At 55.4% G+C, this 25,369-nt stretch carries 18 protein-coding genes; 6 read left to right on the forward strand and 12 right to left on the reverse strand.

Features of this window, described 5'->3' with window-relative positions; genetic code table 11:
• Positions 1 to 200: 200 nt before the first annotated feature.
• Positions 201 to 1,994 (reverse strand): methyl-accepting chemotaxis protein, encoded by a 1,794-nt coding sequence (locus H7F31_RS24520; protein ID WP_187100919.1) that lies wholly within the window; start codon positions 1,992 to 1,994, stop codon positions 201 to 203.
• Between the two features lie 226 nt (positions 1,995 to 2,220).
• Between H7F31_RS24520 and H7F31_RS24525 the strand changes: the two genes are divergently transcribed.
• The 6 genes from H7F31_RS24525 to cysC all read left to right on the forward strand — a co-directional run bounded on the left by H7F31_RS24525 (position 2,221) and on the right by cysC (position 8,400).
• Positions 2,221 to 3,066: an STM4015 family protein gene (locus H7F31_RS24525; protein ID WP_187100920.1), complete on the forward strand. Its 846-nt coding sequence runs from the start codon at positions 2,221 to 2,223 to the stop codon at positions 3,064 to 3,066.
• Positions 3,002 to 4,324, forward strand: a complete 1,323-nt coding sequence (locus H7F31_RS24530; RefSeq protein WP_187100921.1) for an STM4014 family protein — start codon at positions 3,002 to 3,004, stop codon at positions 4,322 to 4,324. Before H7F31_RS24525 ends, H7F31_RS24530 begins: the two co-directional genes overlap by 65 nt.
• Positions 4,324 to 5,109, forward strand: coding sequence for an STM4013/SEN3800 family hydrolase (locus H7F31_RS24535; RefSeq protein ID WP_187105512.1), 786 nt, complete (start codon positions 4,324 to 4,326; stop codon positions 5,107 to 5,109). The genes H7F31_RS24530 and H7F31_RS24535 overlap by 1 nt, the downstream gene beginning before the upstream one ends.
• Before the next feature lie 224 nt (positions 5,110 to 5,333).
• Positions 5,334 to 6,734, forward strand: a complete 1,401-nt coding sequence (locus H7F31_RS24540; protein ID WP_187100922.1) for an STM4012 family radical SAM protein — start codon at positions 5,334 to 5,336, stop codon at positions 6,732 to 6,734.
• Entirely contained in the window at positions 6,731 to 7,654 is a 924-nt protein-coding gene (locus tag H7F31_RS24545) for an STM4011 family radical SAM protein (protein WP_187100923.1), read from the forward strand. The genes H7F31_RS24540 and H7F31_RS24545 overlap by 4 nt, the downstream gene beginning before the upstream one ends.
• Positions 7,651 to 8,400 carry an adenylyl-sulfate kinase gene (gene cysC, locus H7F31_RS24550; RefSeq protein ID WP_261800121.1) on the forward strand — a complete coding sequence of 250 codons (750 nt, stop codon included), beginning with the start codon at positions 7,651 to 7,653 and terminating at the stop codon, positions 8,398 to 8,400. The genes H7F31_RS24545 and cysC overlap by 4 nt, the downstream gene beginning before the upstream one ends.
• A 501-nt stretch (positions 8,401 to 8,901) precedes the next feature.
• Here cysC and H7F31_RS24555 read toward each other — a convergent pair.
• The 11 genes from H7F31_RS24555 to H7F31_RS24605 form a co-directional block, all read right to left on the reverse strand.
• Positions 8,902 to 9,222 carry an ArsR/SmtB family transcription factor gene (locus tag H7F31_RS24555; RefSeq protein ID WP_187100924.1) on the reverse strand — a complete coding sequence of 107 codons (321 nt, stop codon included), beginning with the start codon at positions 9,220 to 9,222 and terminating at the stop codon, positions 8,902 to 8,904.
• A complete protein-coding gene (locus H7F31_RS24560) occupies positions 9,209 to 9,706 on the reverse strand; it encodes an SRPBCC family protein (RefSeq protein ID WP_187100925.1) in 498 nt (165 codons plus the stop codon). The genes H7F31_RS24555 and H7F31_RS24560 overlap by 14 nt, the downstream gene beginning before the upstream one ends.
• A 173-nt stretch (positions 9,707 to 9,879) precedes the next feature.
• Complete coding sequence (locus tag H7F31_RS24565) at positions 9,880 to 12,303, reverse strand: glycoside hydrolase family 95 protein (RefSeq protein WP_261800122.1); 2,424 nt, start codon at positions 12,301 to 12,303, stop codon at positions 9,880 to 9,882.
• A gap of 45 nt (positions 12,304 to 12,348) precedes the next feature.
• Entirely contained in the window at positions 12,349 to 14,397 is a 2,049-nt protein-coding gene (locus tag H7F31_RS24570) for a beta-galactosidase (protein ID WP_187100926.1), read from the reverse strand.
• Positions 14,397 to 15,068 (reverse strand): aspartate/glutamate racemase family protein, encoded by a 672-nt coding sequence (locus tag H7F31_RS24575; protein ID WP_187100927.1) that lies wholly within the window; start codon positions 15,066 to 15,068, stop codon positions 14,397 to 14,399. Before H7F31_RS24575 ends, H7F31_RS24570 begins: the two co-directional genes overlap by 1 nt.
• Positions 15,069 to 15,183: 115 nt before the next feature.
• Positions 15,184 to 16,551, reverse strand: coding sequence for a glycoside hydrolase family 140 protein (locus H7F31_RS24580; RefSeq protein WP_222622722.1), 1,368 nt, complete (start codon positions 16,549 to 16,551; stop codon positions 15,184 to 15,186).
• A 29-nt stretch (positions 16,552 to 16,580) separates the two neighbouring features.
• On the reverse strand, positions 16,581 to 17,378 hold the full coding sequence (locus H7F31_RS24585) for a response regulator transcription factor (RefSeq protein ID WP_108993261.1): 798 nt from the start codon (positions 17,376 to 17,378) through the stop codon (positions 16,581 to 16,583).
• 71 nt (positions 17,379 to 17,449) lie between these two features.
• A complete protein-coding gene (locus H7F31_RS24590) occupies positions 17,450 to 21,307 on the reverse strand; it encodes a hypothetical protein (protein WP_187100928.1) in 3,858 nt (1,285 codons plus the stop codon).
• A gap of 290 nt (positions 21,308 to 21,597) precedes the next feature.
• On the reverse strand, positions 21,598 to 23,175 hold the full coding sequence (locus tag H7F31_RS24595; RefSeq protein ID WP_187100929.1) for an extracellular solute-binding protein: 1,578 nt from the start codon (positions 23,173 to 23,175) through the stop codon (positions 21,598 to 21,600).
• 117 nt (positions 23,176 to 23,292) lie between these two features.
• Positions 23,293 to 24,174, reverse strand: a complete 882-nt coding sequence (locus H7F31_RS24600; protein ID WP_187100930.1) for a carbohydrate ABC transporter permease — start codon at positions 24,172 to 24,174, stop codon at positions 23,293 to 23,295.
• A gap of 19 nt (positions 24,175 to 24,193) precedes the next feature.
• Positions 24,194 to 25,186: an ABC transporter permease gene (locus H7F31_RS24605; RefSeq protein WP_315970519.1), complete on the reverse strand. Its 993-nt coding sequence runs from the start codon at positions 25,184 to 25,186 to the stop codon at positions 24,194 to 24,196.
• Positions 25,187 to 25,369: the final 183 nt, after the last annotated feature.

Consider the following 25,369-nt stretch of genomic DNA (forward strand, 5'->3'; position numbering starts at 1 on the left):
ATAACGACTATGAAATTTTTAAGAGCATCCAACGGACTGCCGCTTTTAAGAATCAGGGAGCGGCCAGCCAAAAAAGTAAAGGCTTGTGACGCTATTTGTTCCAGCATGGAACAAATAGCGTCACAGGCCAAGTTCATTTTCATCCATGGGGGTCGCCGAATGGACATAACAGCAGTTTGAGACAGCCCCTTGTCATACGCTTATTTGTTCCCCGTCTCTCCCGCTTTCGCTACCTTAAAGCGGTGAGCGGCATCCTTCAATTCTGTCGCCATGACATGAAGCGCCTGCGAAGATTGAGATATACTTTCCATCGATGCGATCTGCTCCTCCGTCGAGGCGGAGATCATCTCCGAGCTTTCGGCCGACTGGCCTGCCACGCGCTCCAGCTCCTGCAACGATGCGTAGATTTGCTCCGTGCTGGCGGACATCTCTTCGGCAGAAGCCGAGGCTTCCTGAATTTGCGCAACCACTTCCTGGGTCGCCTCCACGATCCGGGAGAAGGAGTCGCCCGTCTCCTCGATCTCAACCATGCCCTGCCGGAACTGATTGCTTCCCGTCTCTGTCGAGCTAAACGCTGCCGATATGTCGGCCTGGACATCGTTTACGAGCGTATTGATTTGCTCCGCCGAGAGACTTGACATCTCCGCCAGCTTTTTCACCTCCGCCGCCACGACCGCGAAACCTCTTCCCTGTTCTCCAGCTCTCGCCGCTTCGATAGAAGCATTTAACGATAACAGGCTTGTCTGCGAAGCAATTTCGGACATCGTCGTCACAATGCCGCTAATTTCCCTCGAACGTTCGCTTAACACGGCCATAATGCCGGAGATATCGTCTATCGCCCGTCCAGCGGTCGCCATCTTGTCAATGGAGAGATGGATGTGCCGGAATCCTTGCTCCGCCGCTTCCTTGGACCGAACCGACGTTTCGTAAGCCAAGGTTGAAGTATCCGCGATTCGCGCGATGCCAAGCGCCATCTCCTCCATGGCCTTCGAGCTTTGTTCCGTGCTGATGGCTTGCGATTCGATCCCCGTGACAATCCCTTGCGTGGACTCCGCGATTTGCCTGGATGCTTGAGTCGTCTCCGCAATAGAAGTCTGCAGCCCATGTGACGACGAAGAGACGTTGTCCGAGCTTTGAATCACTTGTCTGACCAGCTTGCTTATGGATTGTTTCATCGTATTGAAGTCATCCGCCAATTGCCCGATCTCATCCTTGTTCCGAATGGCAAGCGGCTCCGAGGTTAGATCGCCTCCTGCAACCTTGCGCGCCTCTGCCGCTACTTTTTTGACAGGTCCCGCAATATGGTTGGAAAATAAGATGACCAGGATCGTGCCGACAATGATGCATAATACGAGAGTCGTCAACGTAGAATACAAGATTCGAGTCTGGCCTTCATTGTAATCATGGTAGTAGGACCCCGCGACGATATTCCAGTCCCACTCCGGCATGTTTATGGCGTATGTAATCTTAAGCGCTTCATGACCGTCGCCCCCAAGAGGCCAATCGTAATACGTAAATCCGCCGCCGCTTTGACCTTGCCGAATCACATCCTGTATATAATAGAAGCCGTCCGAGGTTTTTTTGTCCCATAGATTTTCGCCCTCTTGCTTGGGATGCGCGATAAGATCGCCCTTGGAGCTGACGACGTAATAATACCCGTTTTCGCCGAGGTCGATATTTTCGTTAATCGGCCTGGTGCCGTCCTCGTTTCTGCTCCCGAGCATGATGCTTTTCACTTCTTCTTGCGCCTCTTCCAGCGACAATTGTCCGTTCTCCACCATATCATTGAAAGCGGCAATGTTCTGCACCATCAGTTTCACGCTATTCGCCAGATTGTTTCGAATTAATAAATCCGTTTCGGACTTCGCATCCCTATAGGTATCGAATGCAATGATTGAACTTGGAATGAACAGCAGCAGTATGCAGAATAACAACATCTTTTTGCGGATCGTCCAATTAAATTTTGTAACGTAAGCACCACCTGTCTTGCCCATTTGTTCCAGCTCCCCCAGAGATAAATGATGTCGATCAACCCGTCTTTTTATGTATGATCGCCAATATAGTACTATATTCCTATTATTATAAGATAGTTTTCTTTTAATGCGGTGTGACATTTGTCACGAATTTTCAAACGATTAGCAATTAAAATTGACCATATGATTGCCAGATGATAGCGTTAATCATGCAGTTATTCATTCAATATTGCAGGAGGGAATGAACATGTCGGAAATCAAGCTTAAAGTTGAATACGACGAATACGAGGACGGCAAACGAATCGAGACGGAACTGGAAAAGCTCGCGGCAAGTCCCGGGGGCGCGGCCCTCGAAAGTTTGATCATCGGAGACTGGGGACAGGCTTACGAGAACAGCTCCGAAGACATTGTAAAGGCGCTGGTAGAGCACAAGGATCGTTTTCCTGCCTTGCGCAAGCTGTTCATCGGCGATATGAGCTTCGAGGAATGCGAGATTTCGTGGATCGTGCAGAGCGATCTCTCCCCTTTGCTCGGCGCGTTCCCTGAACTGCAATCGCTCAAGATTCAAGGCGGCAATGAGCTGGTCCTGAGCAGCCTGAAGCACGACAAGCTGGAAGAGCTGATTATTATAAGCGGAGGGCTGGGCAAAGAAGTGCTCGACTCCATCGCAAGCGCCCAGCTCCCGAACCTGCGCAAGCTGGAGCTCTATCTCGGCGTCGACGATTACGGCTTCGACGGAGGCTTGGAAGACGTGCTTCCGTTGATCGAGCCCGATAAATTTCCTAAACTGACTTACCTGGGTCTCAAAAACAGCGAAATCCAGGATGAGATCGCGCTGGCTGTCGCCAACGCGCCGATTCTGGACCGGCTCGAAACGCTCGACCTGTCGCTGGGAACCTTGACGGACGAAGGCGCGGAGGCTCTACTCGCCAGCGAGCGGATCAAAGGCTTGAAGGGAATCGACCTGCACTATCATTACATGTCCGATGAGATGGTGAAACGCTGGCAGCAGAGCGGACTGCCCGCAGATGTCAGCGACAGGCAGCAGTCCGACGACGACGAGGATTGGCGTTATCCTTCCATTACAGAGTAAATCGGCGGAGAGGCCGCTCATCGTCATAGGCATGCCGGGCGACAAACGAACCGGCGGCATCGCGCTCGCGCGGGAAAGGCTTGGACTGCCCCCGGCGCTGATTATCCCGTTGGCAGGGCTGCTGGGAGAGCAGCCGCTCGACTTGCGTGGGCTTGCGGAGCTATGGCTAAAGACGCAGCGATCCGAGAACGCTCCGCTGCTGCGTCTGGAATCGCCCGGCGGCAGCTTCGAGATAGAGCGTGCGATTATCGCGCTCGGCGCTCCCGATGGGAGCGCCGGCGAGGAGGATGACTCGCTGCACCCGTTCAGCGGGCGCCAGGACCCGCAGCCCATGAGCGCCGTTGCCGCGCTGCGGCTGAAGGAATCGCACGGCCGGCTGTACCACCCGGCGCAATGGTATCGCGGCTACTGCCGCTTGTTGGCGAGGCTTCGACGGCAAGCGACAGAATTGCATGGAGCGGAATGGCAGAACGATCCCGCAGATATTGCGGCGATGACGGATAAGCGACGGACTCAGGAGCTGCTGGCGGCTGCCGGCATCGCGATACCGAGACCGGTCGTCGGTGACGAGCCCATCTCAGGCTATGAGTCGTTGCGCAACGCGATGCTGAAGGCGCGCATGCACCGCGTCTTTGTAAAACTGGCAAGCGGCTCCGCCGCTTCCGGCGTTATCGCTTACCAGCTCCACCCCGTAACGGGAGCCGAGATCGCCATGACGACGATTGGCATTGAACGTTACAACGCCCGTCCGCCTATCTTTTACAACTCTGGCAAGTTGAAACGATATACGGACTCCGCCGACATTGCCGCTATAATGAACTGGCTCTACCGACATGGCGCTTACGCCGAGCAGTGGATTGCCAAGCGAGGACATGACGGCCGCGCGTTCGACATCCGGCAGCTCGTCGTAGGCGGCAAGCCTTGCCACGCCATCGCTCGCGTCAGCCGGACGCCGATTACGAACCTTCACCTGCGCAGCGAACGAATGTCGCTGGAGGAGGCGGGCTTGGCGGAGCAAGCGATTCGGCGTGTCGGAAGCACTGCGGCGGCCGCGGCGGCCGTCTTTCCCCGCAGCGCGGTCGCGGGTATCGACGTCTTAGTTGCGGAAGGCTCGGACCGTTGCTACGTGGCCGACGTCAATCCGTTCGGCGACCTCCTTTATGGAGCCCTGCACGAGGGTTTGGATCCCTACGAATGGGAGATGCGCGGACTGTTCGGACATCAGGTTAAGCTGGCGCAAAGGATGAATGAAACATGATCACAGATATGAATACCATTGTCGGCACTCACGACATTTTGATGATTACGCTGGACACGCTTCGTTACGATACGGCCGTGCTGGAGGAGAAAAACTGCCCGAATCTGTGCGGCGGCGGCTCCTGGGAGAAACGCCATACGCCCGGCAGCTTTACGTATGCCGCGCATCACGCTTTTTTCGGCGGCTTCCTGCCGACTCCCGCTACGACGGACAAGTCGTCGCATGTCCGACTCTTCCATTCCAGCCGCACCGGGATGAAGACGGATCCCCGAACGTGGCTGTTCGATACCCCGGATATCGTATCGGGACTCGCGGCCGAAGGGTATAAGACGGTATGCATCGGCGGGGTTATTTTTTTTAGCAAAAAAGTGCCGTTGGCCCGCGTGCTGCCCGGTTACTTCCAGCACAGCTACTGGCGCATGAACTTCGGCGTCACCAATCCCAGGTCCACGGAGCATCAAGTGAACCATGCCCTGAGGCTGCTGGACGACACTCCGCTGGACCAGCGGCTGTTTTTGTTTATGAACGTGTCCGCGATTCATGGACCGTCCCATCATTATGTCGAGGGTGCGCGCAGGGATTCCGTCGATACCCAGCGCGCCGCTCTTCGTTACGTGGACGGCGAATTAGGCCGGCTTTTCCAAAGGCTCCGGGAGCGCGGCAATCCCGTCTTCTGCCTCGTCTTCTCCGATCACGGAGAAGCGTTCGGCGAAGACGGCTACCATGGGCACCGCCTTGCGCATGAGACCGTATGGGACGTGCCTTACCGGGAATTCATTTTATAAAGAGGTTGTTCAAAAAGTCCGCTTCCCATTACGAAGGTATGCCTAGAAGCTTACTCGACGTCGAATATGGAATGCAGCCGAACCTTCCGTTTCTCACGTAGCTCCGCTACGCTCCGATACTCAGTTTCTAGCTGCCTCCCATCTTCTCGGTACTGAGAACCGAACTTTTTGAACTTGCACTTAAAACAAGTATATTTCACAAGTTCCGAAAGGAGGAATGCAATATGTCTGGGTCGATCCAGCGTGCTTCGGCGGACCGGCAAACTTTGGGCCGTCCTTACTCCGATTCCGAAGTTGATCAGTGGGCAGAGCGGATCAAGGACAATCCTTACCGCTCCTACCTCTATTCCTATCCGCATAAGATGGCGTACCGCGAGCTCTCCCCCGCCCTTTCCCTGGAAGAGCTGTGGCGGAACGAACCCGCGGAATCGTATTTCCTATATATGCACATTCCGTTCTGCGGCGCCCGCTGCGGGTTCTGCAACCTGTTCACGCTGCCGGACAAACGCGATGACGTCCATATCCGGTACGTGGACGCGCTGGAGCGGCAAGCGCGCCAGTGGTCAAGCATCATCACCGGCAAGCCCTATGCCCGCTTCGCCATTGGCGGAGGCACCCCGACGTTGTTGTCCGCAGAGCTGCTTAGCCGATTATTCCACATTGCCTATGACGTGATGGGGGTGGATAAAAACTCCGTCTCCATTTCGGTAGAAGCGTCGCCGGAGACGATTACGCCGGAGAAGCTGGATGTCCTGAAAGCTGCGGGCGTCGACCGAGTCAGCATGGGCATCCAGAGCTTTGTCGACGCGGAAGCGTCGGCTATCTACCGGCCTCAGCCGCCGAAGGTCGTGCATCAAGCGCTTGCGATGCTGACTTCGTACGATTTTCCCATTCTCAATCTGGACTTGATCTACGGGTTGCCCGGTCAGACGGTGGAGAGCTGGCTGTATTCGCTGGAGGAAGCTCTGCAATACGATCCGGAGGAAATTTTCCTGTATCCCTTGTACACTCGCGATCATACGATCGTAAAACCCGAGCGGATCGAACGGGAGCCCGATCTCCGTTTGGCTTGTTATACGGCTGCCCGGGACGTCCTCTCGAAACGAGGTTATGCGCAATCCTCCATGAGGAGATTCGCCAAAACTTCCGCGGCTTCCACGGTCGGCGGCGGCAAGAAGCTATTGGACTATAGCTGCCAAGAGGAAGGTATGGTCGGACTCGGCTGCGGGGCAAGATCCTACACGCGGGGGGTCCACTACGCCTCCCGTTACGGCGTAAGCCGCAAAGCGACGGAGAGCATCATTGCCGACTATGTAGCCGTCGAGCGGTACGATACGGCGGATTACGGCATTGTCCTGAGCAAGGAGGAGCAGCAGCGCCGTTTCGTGCTTAAGGCGATTCTGCATAGCGAAGGCTTGCGTCCGGCCGACTACGGTGCCCGCTTCGGCACGGATCTGTGGAGCGACCTACCGGAGCTGTCGCTGCTGCCTAGGTCCAGACTCGCCTCCCTGGAGGACGGCTTGCTTCGTTTGACTCAGGAAGGCTTCTCCTATTCCGACTCCATCGGCGACTGGCTCATCTCCGGAGAGATCCGCGAACGAATGGAAAGGTTTGTGGTGTTATGAACGCCGTGCTTTATTACCGCGGCAGCCTCTCCTCTTGCAACTACGACTGCCCGTATTGCCCCTTCGGCAAAACGAAGGACAGCGCCGAGACGCTGGCGAAGGATCGCAGGCAGTTGCGCGTCTTCGTAGATTGGGTACGGGAACAAGGACAAGCCGGCCATCGGCTGTCCATCTTCTTCAACCCTTACGGGGAGGCGCTGATCCACCGCTGGTATCGGGAAGCCATGGTGGAGCTGTCCCATATGCCGCATGTGGCCAAAATCGCCATTCAGACCAACTTGTCCGCGCGGCTCGACTTCGCTCGCGAGCTGAACCCCGGCAAAGCCGCATTTTGGGCGACCTATCATCCCGGCCAAGTATCGGAGGAACGTTTTCTGTCCCAATGCATGCAAGCCCGGGAGCATGGCGTTCCTTTCAGCGTAGGCAGCGTCGGACTTCGCAGCGCTATCCCCGCGATCGCCTCGCTCCGCGCCTTGCTGCCGGAGGACGTCTATCTCTGGGTCAACGCCTACAAGGATCAGCCCGATTATTATGGGGATGAGGACATTGCCGCCTTGCAGGCGATCGATCCCTACTTTGGCATTAACGCGATGGATTACGAAAGCCTGGGCAAAGAGTGCCATGCGGGGAGCAGCGTGTTCTACGTGCAAGGCGCGGGCCTCGTCAAACGCTGCTACAAGGACCGTGGGCTGATCGGCAATCTCTACAAAGACGGCTTGGAAGGACTCTCTGCCAAGCGGGCATGCCGGATGAAGGTGTGCGATTGCTACATCGGGTATATTCATATGCCGCATCTGGAGCTTTCCGGCATCTACGGCGATGGTCTGCTGGAGCGCAATCCCCGTCGTGATGGCGGCAGGCAGGGCAGCCTGCCCGCCGGTGCGAAGGTGTCCGTTTCCGGAGGGGGAATTGTAGGATGAGCGATCAAAGTACGTTCGAGATGTCCAGGAAATACGTCGTGAACGAGAAAACAGCAACGGCTATTGTTAGCCCGAATCATGGCTCGTGCTCTGACGGTAACCGTATTGACCACGCCGTTCGCAGCCAGGACTTGGTTGCGGCAAAGCCCGTCGCTGACCTTTCGCGCCAAGATCTCAGCCCCCGAAGCGGCGGGAGCGAGTACACCGGCACCACCCTGTGGCTCACCGGTTTGTCCGGCGCCGGGAAAAGCACGATCGCGTCCGGCGTCGCGGGGCAGCTTCGAGAACGGGGGCTTCGAGCGGAGTGGCTGGACGGCGACGCGCTACGGCGCGTATTCGGCCAGTCGCTGGGCTTCAGCCGCGAGGACAGGTTCCAGAACATTAGCCGTGCGGTCTACATCGCCGGCATGCTGAACCGGCACGGAGTCAACGTCGTCGTTTCCATGATCACTCCCTATGCGGAGATGCGAGATTATGCACGTTCGGAGCTTCCCCGTTTTGCGGAGATCTACGTGGATTGTCCGCTTGCCGTCTGCGAAGCCAGAGATGTGAAGGGACTATACGGGAAGGCGCGGCGCGGCGAGATTCAAGCGTTCACCGGCATCTCCGACCCGTACGAGGCGCCGACGACGCCCGACCTTGTCCTGCGCACGGCAGAGAACGACGTAGACGACTGCGTTCGATTGGTGATGGAGACGTTTTTCCCCTTAGACGCGGGAGTATGCTCGAGCGGTGATGGAGCTTGAACACATCCTCTCTTGGCGATGAGCGGTTTCGTAATTTTGCGCAACAGGAACGGGGAAACGATGCCGCAACGGACGACGCGTCGGCACGGTACAACGGTAAGTGGGAACCGTGAAGAATTGCTGCGAAAAGGTAATCGTAAGAAGGCTGCGACGTGTTGAGGAGTGCAGTGCGTAGAGGTAATGTAGGTTGAGGTAATAGGTTGAGGTAATAGGTTGAGGTAATAGGTAAGTAAGGGTAGCTAACAGGAGGCGCACTGGCTAACGGACACACAAGACACTATTTCGTCGATTTATCGGGTTTTAGGAATCTAACGGACAACACAGCCACTATTTGCCACTATCGGCGATTTCTCGCTTCATTTTGGCCAAATAGGGTTTCTGGTGTCCGTTAAATTTTTAAAGTGTGTTCATTCCGCATTTTAGTGTTGCTGATGTCCGTTAGCCGCTCGTACTCGTGCTCGTGGCAAGTCTCCGTCTCCCCCTGTCCGCTAGGAGCCTGCTTTATTTCCCGTTTTTATCCAGCAGCTCTTCCAACGCGTCAAGCCGATCGGACCAGAATTCCCTATAGTTCGCGATCCAGGAATCGACCTCTCGAAGCGGCTCCGGACGCAAGTAATAGATTCGCTTCTGCGCTTCATGCCTGATCCCCACCAAAGCGGCATTTTTCAGGATGCCCAGATGTTTGGATACAGCCGGTTGACTGATGGCCAAATGGCCGACCAACTCGTTGACCGATCGTTCTCGTACGCACAGCAGTTCGATCATCGTTCGTCGATTCGGCTCGGCAATGACCTCGAATATGCTCAGCTTAGCGGCTCCCATGAAGCAGCTTGTCCTTATAGATTTCCCTCAGCTCTTTCTGTCTGTCCCAAGGGAACGCCCCGCTTTTGCCTTGCAGCACGAGATCGACTACGTCTAAATGTACATGCCAACCCGACAAGAAATTCGGGAGATCGTCCGTCTTGTAGAATACATGTTTGAGCGTCAACAACGTGCCCTCCCCGCTGCTCTGAAGAGCGAAGCTCAGTTCGGAATCGCCGGACGAATTTTCCTTCCACGTATAGGCCAGCAAATTAGGAGGTTGGTATGTCGTCACCCGCCCCGTCACGACCTCGCCATTTTCCCATTGGAGCTTCACCTTACCGCCTTCGGCGAGTTCCATCGTTGCTTCGGCCGTTAACCATTGCTTAATCATGGCAGGTTCCGTTACCGCCTTCCAAACGTCTTCCGTCGAATGCTTCAAATACCGCTCGAATACGATGACTTTCCCTCCGGGTACATCCGCGACCCGTCCTTCCATTATCATGCCTTATGCCTCCATTCCGGTAATTTGTTTTTTTGCTTCATACAATCGTTTGCGTTGTTTATATATTACCATATAGATATATAACCTTCAAGTTATATTTACTTGTAAAACGAATGAGCTTCGAATAAACAAATGAACAGGTAAAAAGCCGTCACGACGTGACGGCTTTACTTCTATCGTGACGGCTCTACCTCTGCCCGCTCTCCAACTCTACAAATAAGATAGCTCCTGCCTGCTTCGGCCTCGAAAGCAATGACGCCTTCCTCTATCGGCTCCCAATTCCAATCCTGATCCTGTGACTGATCCTCGCCCCTGATCGGCACGGAGGTCCGCACCTGGCAGCGGCCTGTTCGGGCTGCACGGATAACCGCATGCGTAAGCTTACCGTCGCTCCATTCGAGGTCGAGCTCGTAGCCGCCGCGGGCACGGATACCGCCGATCCGTCCGGATGGCCATGCCTTCGGCAGCGCCGGCAGCAGATGCAGCTCACCGGCATGGCTCTGCAGGAGGAGCTCGGCAATACCTGCCGAGGCCCCAAAATTAGCCTCGATGGTCAGCGGATAAAACGTGATTTTCGGATGACGGTGCGCATTAAAGAGGTTAGGGAACGGGTTGCCGAGCAGCTTCGTCAAATAACTATGCGCCGTCTCCGCATCCTCCAGACGCGCGTACAGGCTAATATTCCAAGAATAACACCATCCGATCGTATCTTCGCCTTCGTAGACCCGGCGCCGATCGAGGCTTGCGCGGGCAGCCTTGGCTAATTCCGGCGTGCCGCGCACCGTGATCAAGTTCCCGGGATGCAGCGGGTACAAATGGGCCGTATGGCGATGCCCGGGCTCGGCTTCCTCGAAGTCGCGGTACCATTCCTGCAATTGGCCATGCCGCCCGATTTGGAACGGCAGAAGGCGCTCCAGCGCCTCCTGCAGCGTTACGCGGAAGTCCGCATCGACATTTAAAATGCGGGCGGCTTCCGCGCAGTTCCCGAACAGCTCCCTCATCAGCGCGATATCCATCGTGGAGCTCATGCCGACCGCCGAACGTTGCCCGTCCGGCGCGATAAAGGTGTTCTCCGGCGACGTCGACGGCACGGATACGAGATTGCCTTGACCGTCCTCGACGAGATAGTCGAGGCAGAACAACGCCGCTTCCTTCATGATGGGATAGGCCGTGTCGCGAAGAAACTCCTCATCGCAACCGTAGGCATAATGCTCCCACAAATGCTGGCATAGCCACACGCCGCCCATCGGCCAGAACGCCCAGCTCGCGGAGCCTTGCGACGGGCTTGTATTCCGCCACAAGTCGACGTTATGATGAGAGGCCCAGCCCCTGCATCCGTAGTAGGCCTCGGCCATCCGCGCTCCAGCGACCCGCAGATCGCCGAGCAGATCGAACAGCGGCTCGTGAAATTCCGCGAGATTGCATACCTCGGCCGGCCAATAGTTCATCTGCGTATTAATGTTGACGGTATAGTTGCAAGACCAGGGCGGCTTCGTCATGTTGTTCCAGATGCCCTGCAGCGTCGTCGCCTGCGTGCCTGGACGCGACGAGCTGATCATCAGATAGCGGCCGAACTGGAAAAACAGCTCGGCAAGCCGTTCGTCGGTTTGGCCGCCGCTCACCGCCGCAATACGCTCGTCCGTCGGGATGCCGTCCCGATCCGGCGCGTCAAGCTCCAGCGTCACGCGATCGAAATAGGACGAGAAATCCGCGATATGAAGATTCCGCAGCTCGACATAACCCGCGCTTGCAGCTTTTTGCAGCCATTGATCGCAGCGAGGTCGCGGATCCAGACCGTCCAGAACAGGGTCGCGGTCGAAGCCGTTAAAGCTGGTTGCCGCGGTCAGCAGCAACGTTACCGCATCCGCCCGCTTTACCTCCAGCCTTCCGCCATGCGCCTCGACAACTCCGCCCTCGGGTATGGCCTTAAGATGAATCTGGAACCGGATGCCTTTATCCTCTTCGTAAACGACCGTATCCTCCGTACGTTCTTGCTCGTGATCCAGCAGGCTCGGTGCCGCTCCCGACAGGATAAGGCGGTCCACTCCCGATTTCTCGATGCGATATTGGAGTCTGCTCGTGAGCGACGCCTCAAATCCGATGGCTCCCGGACGGTCGGCTTCCAACCGAACGACCATGACCTGATCCACCGCCGATACGAAAACCTCCCTCGTTATCCGCGCGTCGCCCGACATATATTCCGTCCGGCATACCCCGGTACGAAGATCGAGCTCGCGCCGATACTCTTTTGCCAAGGAGGGATGGCTCATGGTCAGCTCGAGATCGCCCATAGCCTGAAACGCATTCCCTGCAGGCCCCAGCATATGCTCCTCGATAACCGCCTGAGCTTCGCTATACCGCTCCTCGAATATTAGCCTGCGGCTCTCCTCCAAATAACGCAGAGGCTCCTCCCGCTCCGCCCCGCGTTTGGTGCCGGACCACAGCGTCTCCTCGTTGAGCGCGATCGTCTCGCGCTTGACGCCGCCATGGACCATGCCGCCCAAACGTCCGTTACCGACCGGCAGCGCCTCGACCCATTCGTCGGCCGGCTGCCGGTACCACAGCTTCATGGAATTGCCGCCTGTATTGTCTCTCACGGGTTCAGCCCCTTGCCATTATGTGTTTGATGAACCAATCCCGCCTTATGCCTCCGCAATCGAAAAAATCCGGACATCCAGAGCGGCCAGCGGGAGCTTTCCGTTGTGCCGCGTACCTGTTAACAAATCGACATAGAGGTCCGTTCCCAGTTCGACTTCCGTTGCCGCATCGTTGTGATTAAGCAGAAACAAGAAGGTTCTCCCGTCTTTAACCCGGACGGACGCTTCTACGCCGGGCGGCGTATCCAGCAAAGGCCTAATGCCGCGAGTTTCGCATAAATGCGAGATTAATCCGTCCAGCATGGACGGCTCCGGCGAAGTCGCGACATACCAGGCTTCGCCCGACCCGAAGCTGTTGCGCGTAAGCGCAGGGCATCCCTGATAAAAGCTTCGTTCGAATACGGCCATCGTCTCGGCTCCTTCGGCATGCACGACATCGCAAAGCACGCCGCAATTATAGGAGCCTTCCAGTTCGCCAAGCCTTGCGGTCATAACGACGCGGCTCTGCTGATGAGCCATCGGCGCATCGATCTCCTCCACCCATACGCCCAAAAGCTTCCGAAGCTCTCCGGGATAACCTCCCGTCGTAACCAGGTCGGTTTCGTTGACAATGCCGCTAAAGGTTGTCATGACCAGCGTGCCGCCCTGCGCCACGAATTGCTCCAAACGTTCGGCATAACCGGGATGAATTAAATAGAGCACCGGCGCCACGACGATATCGTAAGAGGTCAAATCAGCCTCCACGCCTATCATGGCTACCGGTATATTGCGGCCGTAGAAGGCAGCGTAATACTTTTCGATTTCTTGGACGTAACGCAAATCCACGGTAAGCCCGCTGGAGTGCTCCAGCGCCCACCAGTTGTCCCAATCGAACACAATGGCCGCGCGGGCTTCGGAACGCGCCCCAAGCAGCGTATCGCCCAGCTGTCCCAATTCGCTCCCGATGTCGGCGCATTCCCGAAACACGCGGGTATTCTCGTGTCCGGCATGATCGATCAAGGCTCCATGGAATTTCTCGAAAGCCCCGCGCGAACGCCTCAGCTGGAAATACATAATGGCGTCCGCGCCTCGAGCGACGGCATGATAACTCCATAAACGGTTGACGCCGGGCTGCTTAAGCGAATTGCGGGGGCGCCAGTTCAGTTGCGACGGGCACGATTCCATCAACAGGAACGGATCTCCCCCTTTTAAGCCGCGCATCAAATCATAGCGCATCGCCATCTGGCCCGGGGTCATGTCATCGGCGGGATACATGTCAAGCGCTATGATATCCAGTTCCTTCGCCCACTTGAAATAATCAAGAGGCTTGTACGCGCCGTTGCCTTGGAAATTCGTCGTCACGACCGCATCCGGAATTACGGATTTAATAGCATCCCGCTCCAGCTTGTAGCAGGCCAGAATGGCATCCGAATTAAATCGGTCATAATCGAGCGAGATGCCTTGGAACGCCGTCTCGTCCGAATTTGTTGGACTCAGGTGCTCGCTGAGTCCGCTCGGCAGCACAATCTCGTTCCAGTCGTAGAAGGTATGGCCCCAGAATCTCGTATACCAGGCCCGGTTCAACTCCTCGAGCGTGCCGTAGCGGTCCCGCAGCCATACGCGAAAGGCTTTCTCGCAATTGTCGCAGTAACAGCGCAATCCGTATTCGTTATTAACATGCCACAGCAACAAGGCGGGATGATCCTTGTAACGCTCCGCCAACTTACTCGCCATCCGCTCCGAATAAAGCCGATAGGTCGGACTGTTCGGGCAGGAATTATGCCGGCGGCCGAACTTGCGACGGCGGCCGTCATGCTCGACGAGCAGCACATCGGGGTAACGCGTCGCCATCCATGCGGGATGAGCCGCCGTCGATGTGCCCAGGCACACCTTGATCCCGTTCGCATGGAGCTTATCCATCATCTCGTCCAGCCAATCGAAGCGGTATGTGTTCTCATCCGGCTGATTAAGCGCCCAAGAGAACACGTTGAGCGTCGCGATATCAACGCCCGCGAGCCGGAACAGCCGCATGTCCTCGTCCCGGATTTCATTTGGCCACTGCTCGGGATTGTAGTCTCCGCCATACAATATTTTGGACAGCCTCTCCGTAAACATTAACGGACCGTCCTTTCCGCTTCCAATAGCCTCTTGATCGCCAACACGCTGCGGCGCGGACTGGATAACACGGGTTTGCCGACGCGCTCCGCCAGCTGCGCCTCCATACGCGCCATGGAGCCTTGCGCAAGCACCAGCGCATCGGCCTGTTCCGCGACCTTGACGGCTGTCTCCATCAGAATGCGGTCATGCTCATCGGGCCGTCCGCTGACAAGAGCGTCATAGGCGCCGGCTGCAAGACCGTCGATCAATTGCACGGACTTGCCGCGCTGCTCGGCTTGCTGCCGCAAAAGCCGCATTGTCGGCTGAAGCGTAGTGGGAAGCGTCGCCACAACGCCGATCGTACGATAAGACTCAACCGCTTCTACGGCCATGCTTTCATCGATTTTTACAAGCGGTATGTCGAAGAACGGTCGCGCGTCGCTGGCCACTTCGCCTACAGAAGAGCAAGTATTGAGAATAATGGAAGCGCCCAGATCGGCTCCATGCTGATAATATTGCATAAGACGCCGCTTCACGCCTGGCGTGACTTCTCCCTCTCGCACAACCTCGGCAATCAAGCTGTCATCGATAATGTTGACAAGACGCACGCCGGGCAGCAGCTCATCGAATTGTTTTTTGAGCGGCTCCGCCAGCCCTTGGCCCGTATATACCGCGACTACTGTATCCATTTTCCGGTTCCTCCTTATAGAAAGCGCTGTCTTTCTTTCCATTGTAGTCCCGGAGCAGCCGCATTACAGCGTTCAATCTTAAGGACTTTGCTTTAAATCGCGGACTATCGCGGAATTAACGACTCTCCGTCAGTCCCGGTGCGGCGAAACCTTTTTCGGCATCATCAAGCACCAATACCCAGTCGTTGCCCGGAGCTCTTCCGCCCGGAGGAACGAACTCATGGATTCCCTCGTTGGCCACCTCGCCCAGAAATTCGCTTTCGCCTGATCGCGGATTGTACCACCAGGCAGCCGCCCGCAAACCGGAGAACTGCCCCAGCTGCAAAGTAAAGGGCCGCCCCGAGTAGATATAGGCCATCATATGGCTGCTGCCCAGATTAACGAATAACCGGTCATACCGGTAGCCCGGATCGCCGCAGATGGCGGTCTCATTAGGCATCCGCTCTTCGAACGGCCTGGAGAGAATGAGCTTCTTGAGGTGGACCATCTGCGCCGCGCCGTCATCATCAAGCGCATCGTTCCAGCTTCGCGTGCAGTCGTATGCTCCGACGCCCCGCTCCTCCGTATGGAACTGCATGACCGCATTGTGTCCATAGGTATGACCAAATGCGCCGGCAAAAACGGCCCAATACGCATAACGTCTCACATCGTCCGCCATCCATCTCGGAGCGTCCGGGAAATGCAAGCCGTGCGGAATATCCTCGTAGGACGGTTCGCCGTCAATCGTGGGTTTCGCTGGCATTATGGCCCAATCCGCCTGCACGAAACGCCAATTGTCTTCGCCGATCAAAGTGTCGGGGTTGCTCTCCTCCATCTGCGCATAGCTGCGATGTCCCGATTGAAACATATTGAAGTCGAGCCACTCCTCGTCGTGGAACCACCTCGAAGAGTCCGTTCTGCCGAAGGGATGAAACGTCATCAAGTGATCCGGTGCAGCTTCCCGAATCGCGCTCCCCATCCGAAGCCATACTTGCGTATTGTCGCTGCCTCGAATATCTCCCCCGTTTAGCCAAATTACATTCGGACGGTTCTTATAGCGGTTGCCAAGCCATGTCCCGTAACGTTCAGCCGTCTCGGCATCGGTGGAATAATGCTCCACTACGCTGCCCCACACGGGGACAAGCGCAACATACAGCCCTTCGCGCTCCGCCATGCCGATCACTTCGTCGGCAAAGGACCAGTAGCTGACATACGTTTCCGACTCCTCCGCATCGGGCTGGTTCAGGTCCAACTCCCGAAACGGCACTCTCCCGTAAGCATTTTCGGTAACCAGATCATGCACAAGCATAATCTGGATGACGTTAAAGCCTTTTGTTCTCCGATCGCGGAAATAGGCTAGCGCCTGTTCTCTCGTCGTTCGCTTTAACAGCAGCCATGCCGTATCCCCCAGCCAAAAAAACGGGGTGCCGTCGGCATGCCGCAAATATCGTCCGTTGTCCGTGACCGTCAGTTTCCCATTATTCCAAGGCATTTTGTTTAGCAAGGTTAGTCCTCCCGTATTCGGTTTGCGAGTTATTTGCGAGATGATAGAGATTCGTTCATTTTATAGTGCTGCCGGTATTCGCTCGGCGTAACGCCGCAATACTTTTTGAAAACGCTGAAAAAGTGCCGGACGCTCTCGTACCCCACTTGCTCCGATATACGATGCAAGGAATCTTCCGAATCGCCCAGCATCAGCGTCTTGGCCTTCTTAATCCGAAATAGATGCAAATAATGAATCAGCGTCAGTCCCGTCTCCTTGCGAAAGAGCGAGCTGATGTAATTGGGATGCAAATATACATGCTCGGCAATATGATCGAGCGAAATGTTTTCCTTATAATGCGACTCGATATGCCGAATAATTTTTTTGACGTTTCTGGACATCTGATCGTAATCGACGCCGGGAACATTATGATCCTGATCGGCTTGGCTTGGCGAACCGGCCTCGTCTTCGGCAGCCAGCAGTTCAAGCGATATATTGCTCATGACGTCATAAAGCTCCGCTTTGTTAATGGGCTTCAGCAAATAATCGATCACCTTGCAGCGTATCGCCTGGTGCAGATAGGCTGGGTCATCGTATCCCGTCAGAATGATGAAGCGGTTGCATAACCCTCGCTCGCGAGCTTTTCGAATCAGCTCCAGACCGTTCATCTCCGGCATCTGTATATCCGTAATCAGCAAATCAGGACGGTAGTTCTCCAGCTTCTCAAGGGCATCGAACCCATCATTCGCGCTAACGATCTCGGAGCATGGCGTTTGCCCTTTCTCAATGATATTAATCAGCCCCTTCAGCATAAAGGGCTCGTCATCTACGATCATCAGATTAAGCATGTTCTATCCCTCCCGGATCTCCTATCCACCCCATCATATCATTTCACTGAAAATTCTATCAATCACTCCTATTAATTGACGGCATATAAGCGGACGGGACCGTAGAGACCTCCAGCCGCAAACGCCTTCTCCCAATGCTCCGGCATGGAATCAGGCTGCCAGTAGGACACCTTCGGATTAACGGAGCCTCCAACGTTGCTAGAAGGACGGCCGATTTCGTAATGGGTGCCCAACGTGTTCGTTACCCGAATACGTATATGGTATTCTCCGCGTCCGGCATCCAGCTTGAATCGGTAAGGTCCCCATGCGCGCACGCCAAGCGGGTTGCCGTTAAGCCATACTTCGACCGTGCCCCGCACATGCCCCAGCTCAAGGATCGCGCCATTCTCTTGCTGCCAATCAACCGTAGTCTCGTATTCGACGACGCCGCTGTGATGGGGCAAGCCCAGCGCCGTCCGCCAATCGCCGAGCTCTCCCCGAATCGGCGCCACATCGAATCTGATCGGAGCAATCAGCACATCGGCCTCCGTGCTTGTATCGGTAGGAACAATGCGAAGCGCGGCCATCGTTCCGGCAAGCTGCGGCTCGAACAGAGCGATGTCGCCTTGCAGCGGCACCCACCTTCCCGCTATCCAGCATTGACATTCGCCCGCGCAAGCAATGCGGAGCTCCCTGGCTCCGGCCGGGAGCGGAAAACGAAACCAGATCGGCCTCCCGGGCTGAGCCGCGTCGCGGACAAAAGGCAGCGGACGGGACGCCGGCTCCGCATCCGGCATCAGCCAGCCGACATTCGGCAGCGGATGCGCGCGGCCGGGAAGCCACATCGTCTCCGTCTCGGCAAACTGCAGAACCGCTTCATGGAGAATTTCGGAGTGCTGACCTTGTTCATTTAACCACGAAGGGCCTGTGCAGAACATCTGCCGGGTTCCGTCCGCCCGCTCGATGACGCCGTCCACCATGGCCACGCCTTCGCCCTCCGGCATGACAAGCTCAATCACATTGTCGCCGTCACGCCAATAGGGCGTTAGATCGAGCTCTTCTTGCCCTTGCCGGATATATGGATTAAAATCGCCGTGCTCGCTTACAGGTTGGCCGTTGACATAAAGCGCCACTCGTTCCTTGGCGCAAAAGATGACGCGCACCCGGCTGATGCCAGCGTTATCCGACTCGGTTATCGTATACGATAACCGGGTTTTCGAATGCGGACTGGGCGAATAAATCCATTTGGGCAGCGGGTCTTGCTCTTCCAAGCATAGGGTAACTCCCGCCCTGACGTATCCTTCGGCCAACGCCTCCGCGCACAGCGACAACGAATTGGCTCCGGCTTTCAGCTTCACGGTCGACGTTTGCTCTTCAGGCCCGCCTTTCCATTGCATCTCTTCGCCGTTCGCCCAAAGTGCGATTGCCGCGTTGCTCTCCGTACGGACCCAATACGTACCGTCCTCCGGAGCAACCACATGGGTCCGCGCCCATATCTTATCTCCGGCTTTCGCCATTCCCAAATTCAAAAACTTGCGCGGAATCCGTCCCATTCTGCCCGCCCATGTCCGGAACGATAAGTCTCCCGTCGTATTGCTGTAGACGACCGGCCATACGGCGCCTTCCCGAAAGCGTTCGTCCTTTGACGCTTCCCAATAAGCAGCCTCGCTCCACAAACGTTTCATCCAACCCGAATCATCCAGCTCGCTCCCGTGCCAGCCCGCGGCTTCGCCGTCCGCGTCGCTTTCTTCGCGCGCGACGAGCAATTCGCGTCGCTCGATCGGCGCCAAAGCCGACCGGCCGCTATGCAGATCAAAATCGCCGTAACGGTTATCCAGCGTAGGCACGACCGCTACCTGCCAGTCTTCGAGCTCTGCCGCCGGCTTCTGACTCGCGACTAGCGCGGGAACTTCGGCCGGCTTAGACGGATGATCCAACTCACGCGAGGAATTGGCGGGTGCTTCTCCCGCTTCCGTTTGATCCCATCGGCATACGACAAATGCCGCCGGCCAACTGTCGAACGAAACTTCAAGCTCGATCCAATCGCCTTCTCTCTCGTATAAAAGCTCGGAAACTCGCCCGGTCACCGGATCCCATAGCTGCGGATATCCTGCCGTGCGGAGACGATAACGGGCGCTTCCCGGAGGCGTCGCACGTTCACCCGACGGCTCGTGCATCGGCAGCAGCTCTCCCGCTTCCTGCAGCAGCAAGAACAGGTCAGCGTCCTCCACCCTCCGCATCAACGGCATATCCGGTCCTTTGGCACGCCCCGGCAGCCGGGCTTCCAGAAGCTCTATCGCTTCGCTGGCAGAGCCGACGTACACGGCGCCTTCCAATACCGGTTCTTCATCCCCGCATTGTACGGCGATCACCAAGCCTCCTGCTTCCGTCCATTTCTCTATCTTAGCGCGGGCAGCATCGTCCATAATGGCGGTACCGCACAATAGCAGCGCCGAAAACGTCTCTTCTCCGATTCGCAGCTTGCCGCCGGACAACTCCGCCCTCTCCAACGCCGAATCGTCCGTCACGTCAAAGTCGATGCATGCGGTACGAAGCGCGCCCGGTTTGTTGCGTTCCTTGCGATTCCAGCGCCCCGTCAACGTCCGATACACGTTTTCGATATGTCCGAGCCGCTCATGAGGCATTTTGTTGGCAACGACCATGGGATGCTCAAGCGGGCCTCCGTCGGACAGCGACATCCAGCCGCATGCCGCATGCGAAGGATAATGGACCGCGACGTCGGCGATATGCGTGCCTTGCGTCAACAGCCAGCACGCGCGGCTCACCGTATCGGCAAACACGCCGTAATGCTCATAATACGGCTGCCGCCATCCCGTGTCGGGCGGCGCCCACTCCCACCAGCCCCCGCGCGTGCTGTAGTAGACGGAGTGGGGACTATACAGCGTTACGCCGGCTTGCAGCCAAGGCACCAGCCAGTGCATCGTCTCTTCCAGCGTCCCGCCCCAGCCGCTCGTATGGAACGACTCCAGAAACACGCGCTTGCCCCCGTGCAAATGAACCATCGAAGCATGCGGCTTAATCTCTCCGTCCATGTCGCAGCCGGCTGCATTATACCAGCGATGCGTTCGCATATAGTCCAGGTAAAGCCGCTGCGCCCCATGCAAGTCGACTCGGCGCGCAGGCCCGGCCTGATCGCAGCATTGCAGCATATGATGGCGCTTATGCCACTCGTATTGCAGCTTGAACACCGACTCCTCCGCCAGTTCCGCAGCCAGCTCGTACACGCGCCTGCGAACAAGCTCCGCTCCTTCGACATCCTCGAACAAGGCAGGCAAAGCGGCAATCAGATCCCCGTCATAACGGTCGGCATACAGCTCGGGAAGCCCTTTCGTCCAAAGCGGCATCGAAGGCAGCTCATCCTGAAAGCTGCCGCCGATCGTCCGGCCCAAATCATGAGGGAAACGCCGTTCGAACTCGCCGTAAATCCGGTCATACAACAGCTCTGTCGCTCGCTTGTCAAGCCAGTTAAATCCCTGGCGAACCGTTAAGTAGCGATATCCCCCGATTTCCGCCAGAAGCTCGGCTCCCTCCGGCGGCTCCTCGCCGCAAGCCATTCTGCGAAGCTGGTAGCCGGCCAATTCCGGTTGTTCCGCCACAAGATGCGCCGGCAGGTTTGTTCCGGAGAAGCCGATCTGGTCGTAGAAGAAAAGGCGCATCCCCAGCTTCTCGGCTTCGCGCAAAGCCACCTCGAACATGGACCACCAGCGTTCGCTGAAATAGGGCGGATCGTCGGCTACGCTACCGTATTGAGGTCCCGTCGGCGCAATATTGAGGATGCCGATATTGCGCAAGCCGCCGGCTCGAAATTTTTGCAATTGCCAGCGCACGCGTTCCGCCGTTATTTCTTCCCCGCTCCACCACCAGAACGGCAAGGGACCGAAGTCCGGATCCGGAGAAGCAAAACCCTCTTGCAGTTTTTTGACATTCATGTGAGGTTCCTCCCGAAATTCCAGCATGATGACCGAAGTGGCCGAAATGCTGGAGCATTCCGGCCACTATGTCGTTCATCCGCTTTTAGGTCGTGTCTGAAAACCCGCTCAGGGGCATCTTTCACCGCCTTTCCGCCCCCTGCTTCGTCACTTTTGCTTGACGTACCCCCGGTACGACTTAACAAAAGTTCCTTGCATGGAACGAAAATTCGGCAAAATCTGCTCCCCTCGGAGTATTCAGACACGCCCTAGTGTTTGATCAAAAAGTATGATCAAAAGCGGACCTTTTGTTAGAAGTTTTTCTGATATTCTTTATACTTTGCCGTAGCCCATTCTTCCAGCTTCGCCAGTCCAAGGCTTTCGGCCTTCTCGAGCAACGCTTCGTATGCCGCTTTGGCCTCTTCCTCGGAATTGGCCATATAAATTTTCACTTCTTCGGTCGTAACCATGTTCATGATTTGAGCTTCGATCGTCTGCTCTTCCGAATCCGGCTCCGTAGAGACCAGCCCCAGCGCCGGGTTGAACTCAAGCGCTTCCCTTGCGGCCAGACCCCATTGCGTCGCTTGAGTATCCGGGCTGTAGCGCTGCAGCGCTTCGTTAACGCCGCTGCTTCCGATCAGCCCCCACCATACGACGCCATTTTGCTTTTGAATATCCGTGTTATTGTAGTCATAATTCATAACGGGATATTTTTCGGCTTCGTTCCATTCCCAATCTTCGCCTTCAATACCGTAAAGTCCGAGCTTTTGACCTTCTTCGCTGTACATGTACTGCAGGAACTTAATTGCGGCTTCCGGATTTTTGTTGTTTTTCGTAATGTACATGCCCGCCCAGCCGGATCCGCCCATCGGAATCCCCGCTTTGTCGCTAAGCAGCTTCGTGATTTGCTTCATTTTAAACGGTTTACCAAGCTCCTCTAGTTGAGGGTTGCTTGTTTCGGCTACGCCGCTGCCATGGGCGAAGGCTTGGCCGTTTAATACGTATTGATCGTCTTGCTGCGCATCCTTGAATGTAAAGTTCTCGGCGATCATGTAGCCTTCACGGTACAGACGGTTCATGTAAAGGTAGTAGTCCAGATAGTTTTCGTCTTTCAGGTAATAACGCGCCGCGCCGTCGATGTCGACAAACCCTTTGCTTTTTTTGAGACCGAAGTTGATGCGCAAATTTTGGCCGATTTGATCTTTATCCCATACGAGCGGGACCATATCCGGGTACTTCTCTTTGACCATGGCCAGAATGGCCAGCAGATCGTCCAGGTTGTCCAGCTTCGGATTGCCCAGCTCGGTCATAATATCTTCGCGCACCGTCATGCCGTTTGCGCCTGGAATTGCCTTCGGATTATCCTTCCATTCTTGCTCGGTGGAGAAGGCGTTGCGCACGGTATAGAAATTGCCGTCCGGCATCGTATTGACGCCGATACGTTCTTGACTGATTTCGAAATCGGGCGCATATTTTTTAATCAGCTCGCCGAACGGATAAGAAACTTCGGGGTCCGCCATACGCGTCAGATCGGTAGCCGTGTAGACCAAATCGGGCAAGTCTCCCGATGCGATCAACAGCGGAAGCTGCTTATCGTCGGCAGCAACCTGGATGTTGAGCTTGACGCCGGTTTTCTTTGTAATTTCTTCCGGCACCTTGCCGCTCCAATCCTTAAGCGGCCACCACGACATATTGACGAACAGGTCCAGCTCCACGATTTCTTGTTCAGCGCCTTCTCCGCTGGCGCCGCCGCTTCCGTTGTCCGCCTTTTCGGTACCCGTGTTGACTGGCTTGTTTCCATTGCCGCCGCTATTGCCGCCGGAGCAGGCAGTCAGCATCAACGTCATTGCAAGCGCTATCAAGCTCGTCGATTTAAAAAACTTGCTCATTGATATTGCCTCCTTTTTTATCTCTGCATCGAATTTATGTGAAATCGGAATAAACCTTTATAAGCGGTTGATTCCGTTCTCAACCCATGTCATGCGAGCTCAGCCTAGTTGCTTGCCCTACCCTTTAACCGATCCGATCATAATGCCTTGCACAAAATACTTTTGCAGGAAAGGATAGACGATTAGAATCGGTATAACCGCGATAACCATTGCCGTTACCTGGATCGAGAAGGTTGTCACGCCGGTTATCGCCGCAGCCCGCTCCGCGGAAGCCAGGTCGGACGGAATCATGCCTTGGTTGATGACTTCCATCATACGATAAGTTAACGTTCTTAACGAATCCTTATTGACGAAGTAAGCCGAGTCCATCCAGGAGTTCCACTGACCTACGCCTATAAACAATCCCATTGCCGCAATCAGCGGCTTGGAGACCGGCAATATCATTCTAAAGAAGATGGTCAGATCCGATGCTCCGTCTATGCGTGCCGACTCCTCCATCTCCGCAGGTATTTCCCGGAAAAACGAAACCGCGATAATGAGGAAAAAGATCGTCACGGCGCCTGGAACGATGTAGACCCAGAACGTATTCAGCAAACCCAGGCTGCGCAGTACTACGTAATAGGGGATAAGTCCGCCCGACGTGTACATGGCCACGATAAAAAACGAAAAATAAAATTTCTGAAACACCAGATTGCGATACGACAAACCATAAGCCGTCAGACAGGTAAACAATATCGTGACTGCCGCTCCGATAACCGTCCTAAGCGCCGAGACGCCAAAGGACATGATCCACTTCGGGTCGCTTAAAAACTTCGTGTAATTGTTAAACGTAAAGTCCCTCGGCCAAAAATAAATGCCGCCCAGCGAAGTGTCGAGCCCGTTATTAAACGAAATAATGATCAAATAGTAGAAGGGATACATCGTAACCAGCGAGATGATAACCAGCAAACTGATATTCACCGTATCCACGACGCGGTCTTCGACGGTTCTGCGATGCATATTAAACTCCTCTCCGCCTTCAGAACAAGCTGTTTTTGGTTATTTTTTTGGACAAAAAGTTGCTGCCGAATACGAGAATGATTGCAATAATCGACTGCATCAAATCTATTGCGGTCGCGTAAGCGTATCGTCCTTGAGCCAAGCCCATCTTAAACGCATACGTCTGCAAAATCTCGGAGCGTTCGTTATTCATCGCATTGCCGAGCAAATACGATTGTTCGAAGTTGGAGCCGACAAGACCGCCGCCGAGGAGGCTTCCGACTGCCAGTATAAGCACGACCACGATCGTCCCGCGTATGCCCGGCAGCGTGATGTGCCAGATGCGGCGAAGCCTGCCTGCTCCATCCATCTCGGCCGCGTCATACAGCGACGGATTGAGGCCGCTGATCGCCGCGAGAAAGATGATCGCCCACCAGCCCGCTTCCTTCCACATGGCCGTCGTGACGGCCAGTCCCCAGAAGTAATTCGGACTGGACAGAAACGGGAGCGGCTTGTCGATCAAACCTAATCCCTTCAAGAAATCGTTGACAATCCCGGAGTTCGACGACAAGAAGATAACGAGCAGCCCGGAAACAACAATCCATGAGATAAAGTGCGGAAAGTAGCTGACTGTCTGTGCGAACCGTTTGAAAAAATGAACCCTTACTTCGTTGAACATGATGGCCAACAAGATTGGCATCGGAAAGGTAAAAAACAATTTCAAAAGACTGATTGCCAGCGTATTCGTCACAATGAGCTTAAAATTGTAAGCGCCGACAAATTCCTTGAAATATTTGAGCCCTACCCAATCGCTCGTAAAAATCCCTTTAATGCCGCTTGAGATGGAATAATCCTTGAATGCCATCAATACGCCGAACATCGGCAAGTAATTGAAGACGAAGACGATCAACATCCCCGTTAACACGAATACATGAGCATATTTCTGTTTCACGATTTCACGCCAAATGGATCGTTTTACTGCCGGGAGCTGCCGCGTCTGCTGAGCTGTCTCCATTTTCGTTAGCTGCTCCAACCTATCCTCACTCCTCCCTTTTCCCCGATTCAAGCTGCTGATTGGAGAATATGACTAAATTGTATAGTCGAATGAATACGATGAATAGTGTTCAAAACTTAAAATACAGCGATCATTTTTAAGATATTTGTAAGCGTAATCATTCTCGCAATTGAGAAGTGATTATTTTTAAGAGGATTGCTT

This window comes from Paenibacillus sp. PAMC21692, assembly GCF_014303795.1.
Lineage (GTDB): Bacteria > Bacillota > Bacilli > Paenibacillales > Paenibacillaceae > Pristimantibacillus > Pristimantibacillus agaridevorans.

Coding starts and splice junctions, on each gene's coding strand:
- H7F31_RS24540 (WP_187100922.1), top strand. CDS start 5,334: ATGTCTGGGTCGATCCAGCGTGCTTCGGCGGACCGGCAAACTTTGGGC.
- H7F31_RS24600 (WP_187100930.1), bottom strand. CDS start 24,174: ATGCATCGCAGAACCGTCGAAGACCGCGTCGTGGATACGGTGAATATC.
- H7F31_RS24595 (WP_187100929.1), bottom strand. CDS start 23,175: ATGAGCAAGTTTTTTAAATCGACGAGCTTGATAGCGCTTGCAATGACG.
- H7F31_RS24570 (WP_187100926.1), bottom strand. CDS start 14,397: ATGTTTACGGAGAGGCTGTCCAAAATATTGTATGGCGGAGACTACAAT.
- H7F31_RS24520 (WP_187100919.1), bottom strand. CDS start 1,994: ATGGGCAAGACAGGTGGTGCTTACGTTACAAAATTTAATTGGACGATC.
- H7F31_RS24590 (WP_187100928.1), bottom strand. CDS start 21,307: ATGAATGTCAAAAAACTGCAAGAGGGTTTTGCTTCTCCGGATCCGGAC.
- H7F31_RS24585 (WP_108993261.1), bottom strand. CDS start 17,378: ATGCTTAATCTGATGATCGTAGATGACGAGCCCTTTATGCTGAAGGGG.
- cysC (WP_261800121.1), top strand. CDS start 7,651: ATGAGCGATCAAAGTACGTTCGAGATGTCCAGGAAATACGTCGTGAAC.
- H7F31_RS24560 (WP_187100925.1), bottom strand. CDS start 9,706: ATGATAATGGAAGGACGGGTCGCGGATGTACCCGGAGGGAAAGTCATC.
- H7F31_RS24555 (WP_187100924.1), bottom strand. CDS start 9,222: ATGGGAGCCGCTAAGCTGAGCATATTCGAGGTCATTGCCGAGCCGAAT.
- H7F31_RS24530 (WP_187100921.1), top strand. CDS start 3,002: ATGTCAGCGACAGGCAGCAGTCCGACGACGACGAGGATTGGCGTTATC.
- H7F31_RS24575 (WP_187100927.1), bottom strand. CDS start 15,068: ATGGATACAGTAGTCGCGGTATATACGGGCCAAGGGCTGGCGGAGCCG.
- H7F31_RS24525 (WP_187100920.1), top strand. CDS start 2,221: ATGTCGGAAATCAAGCTTAAAGTTGAATACGACGAATACGAGGACGGC.
- H7F31_RS24545 (WP_187100923.1), top strand. CDS start 6,731: ATGAACGCCGTGCTTTATTACCGCGGCAGCCTCTCCTCTTGCAACTAC.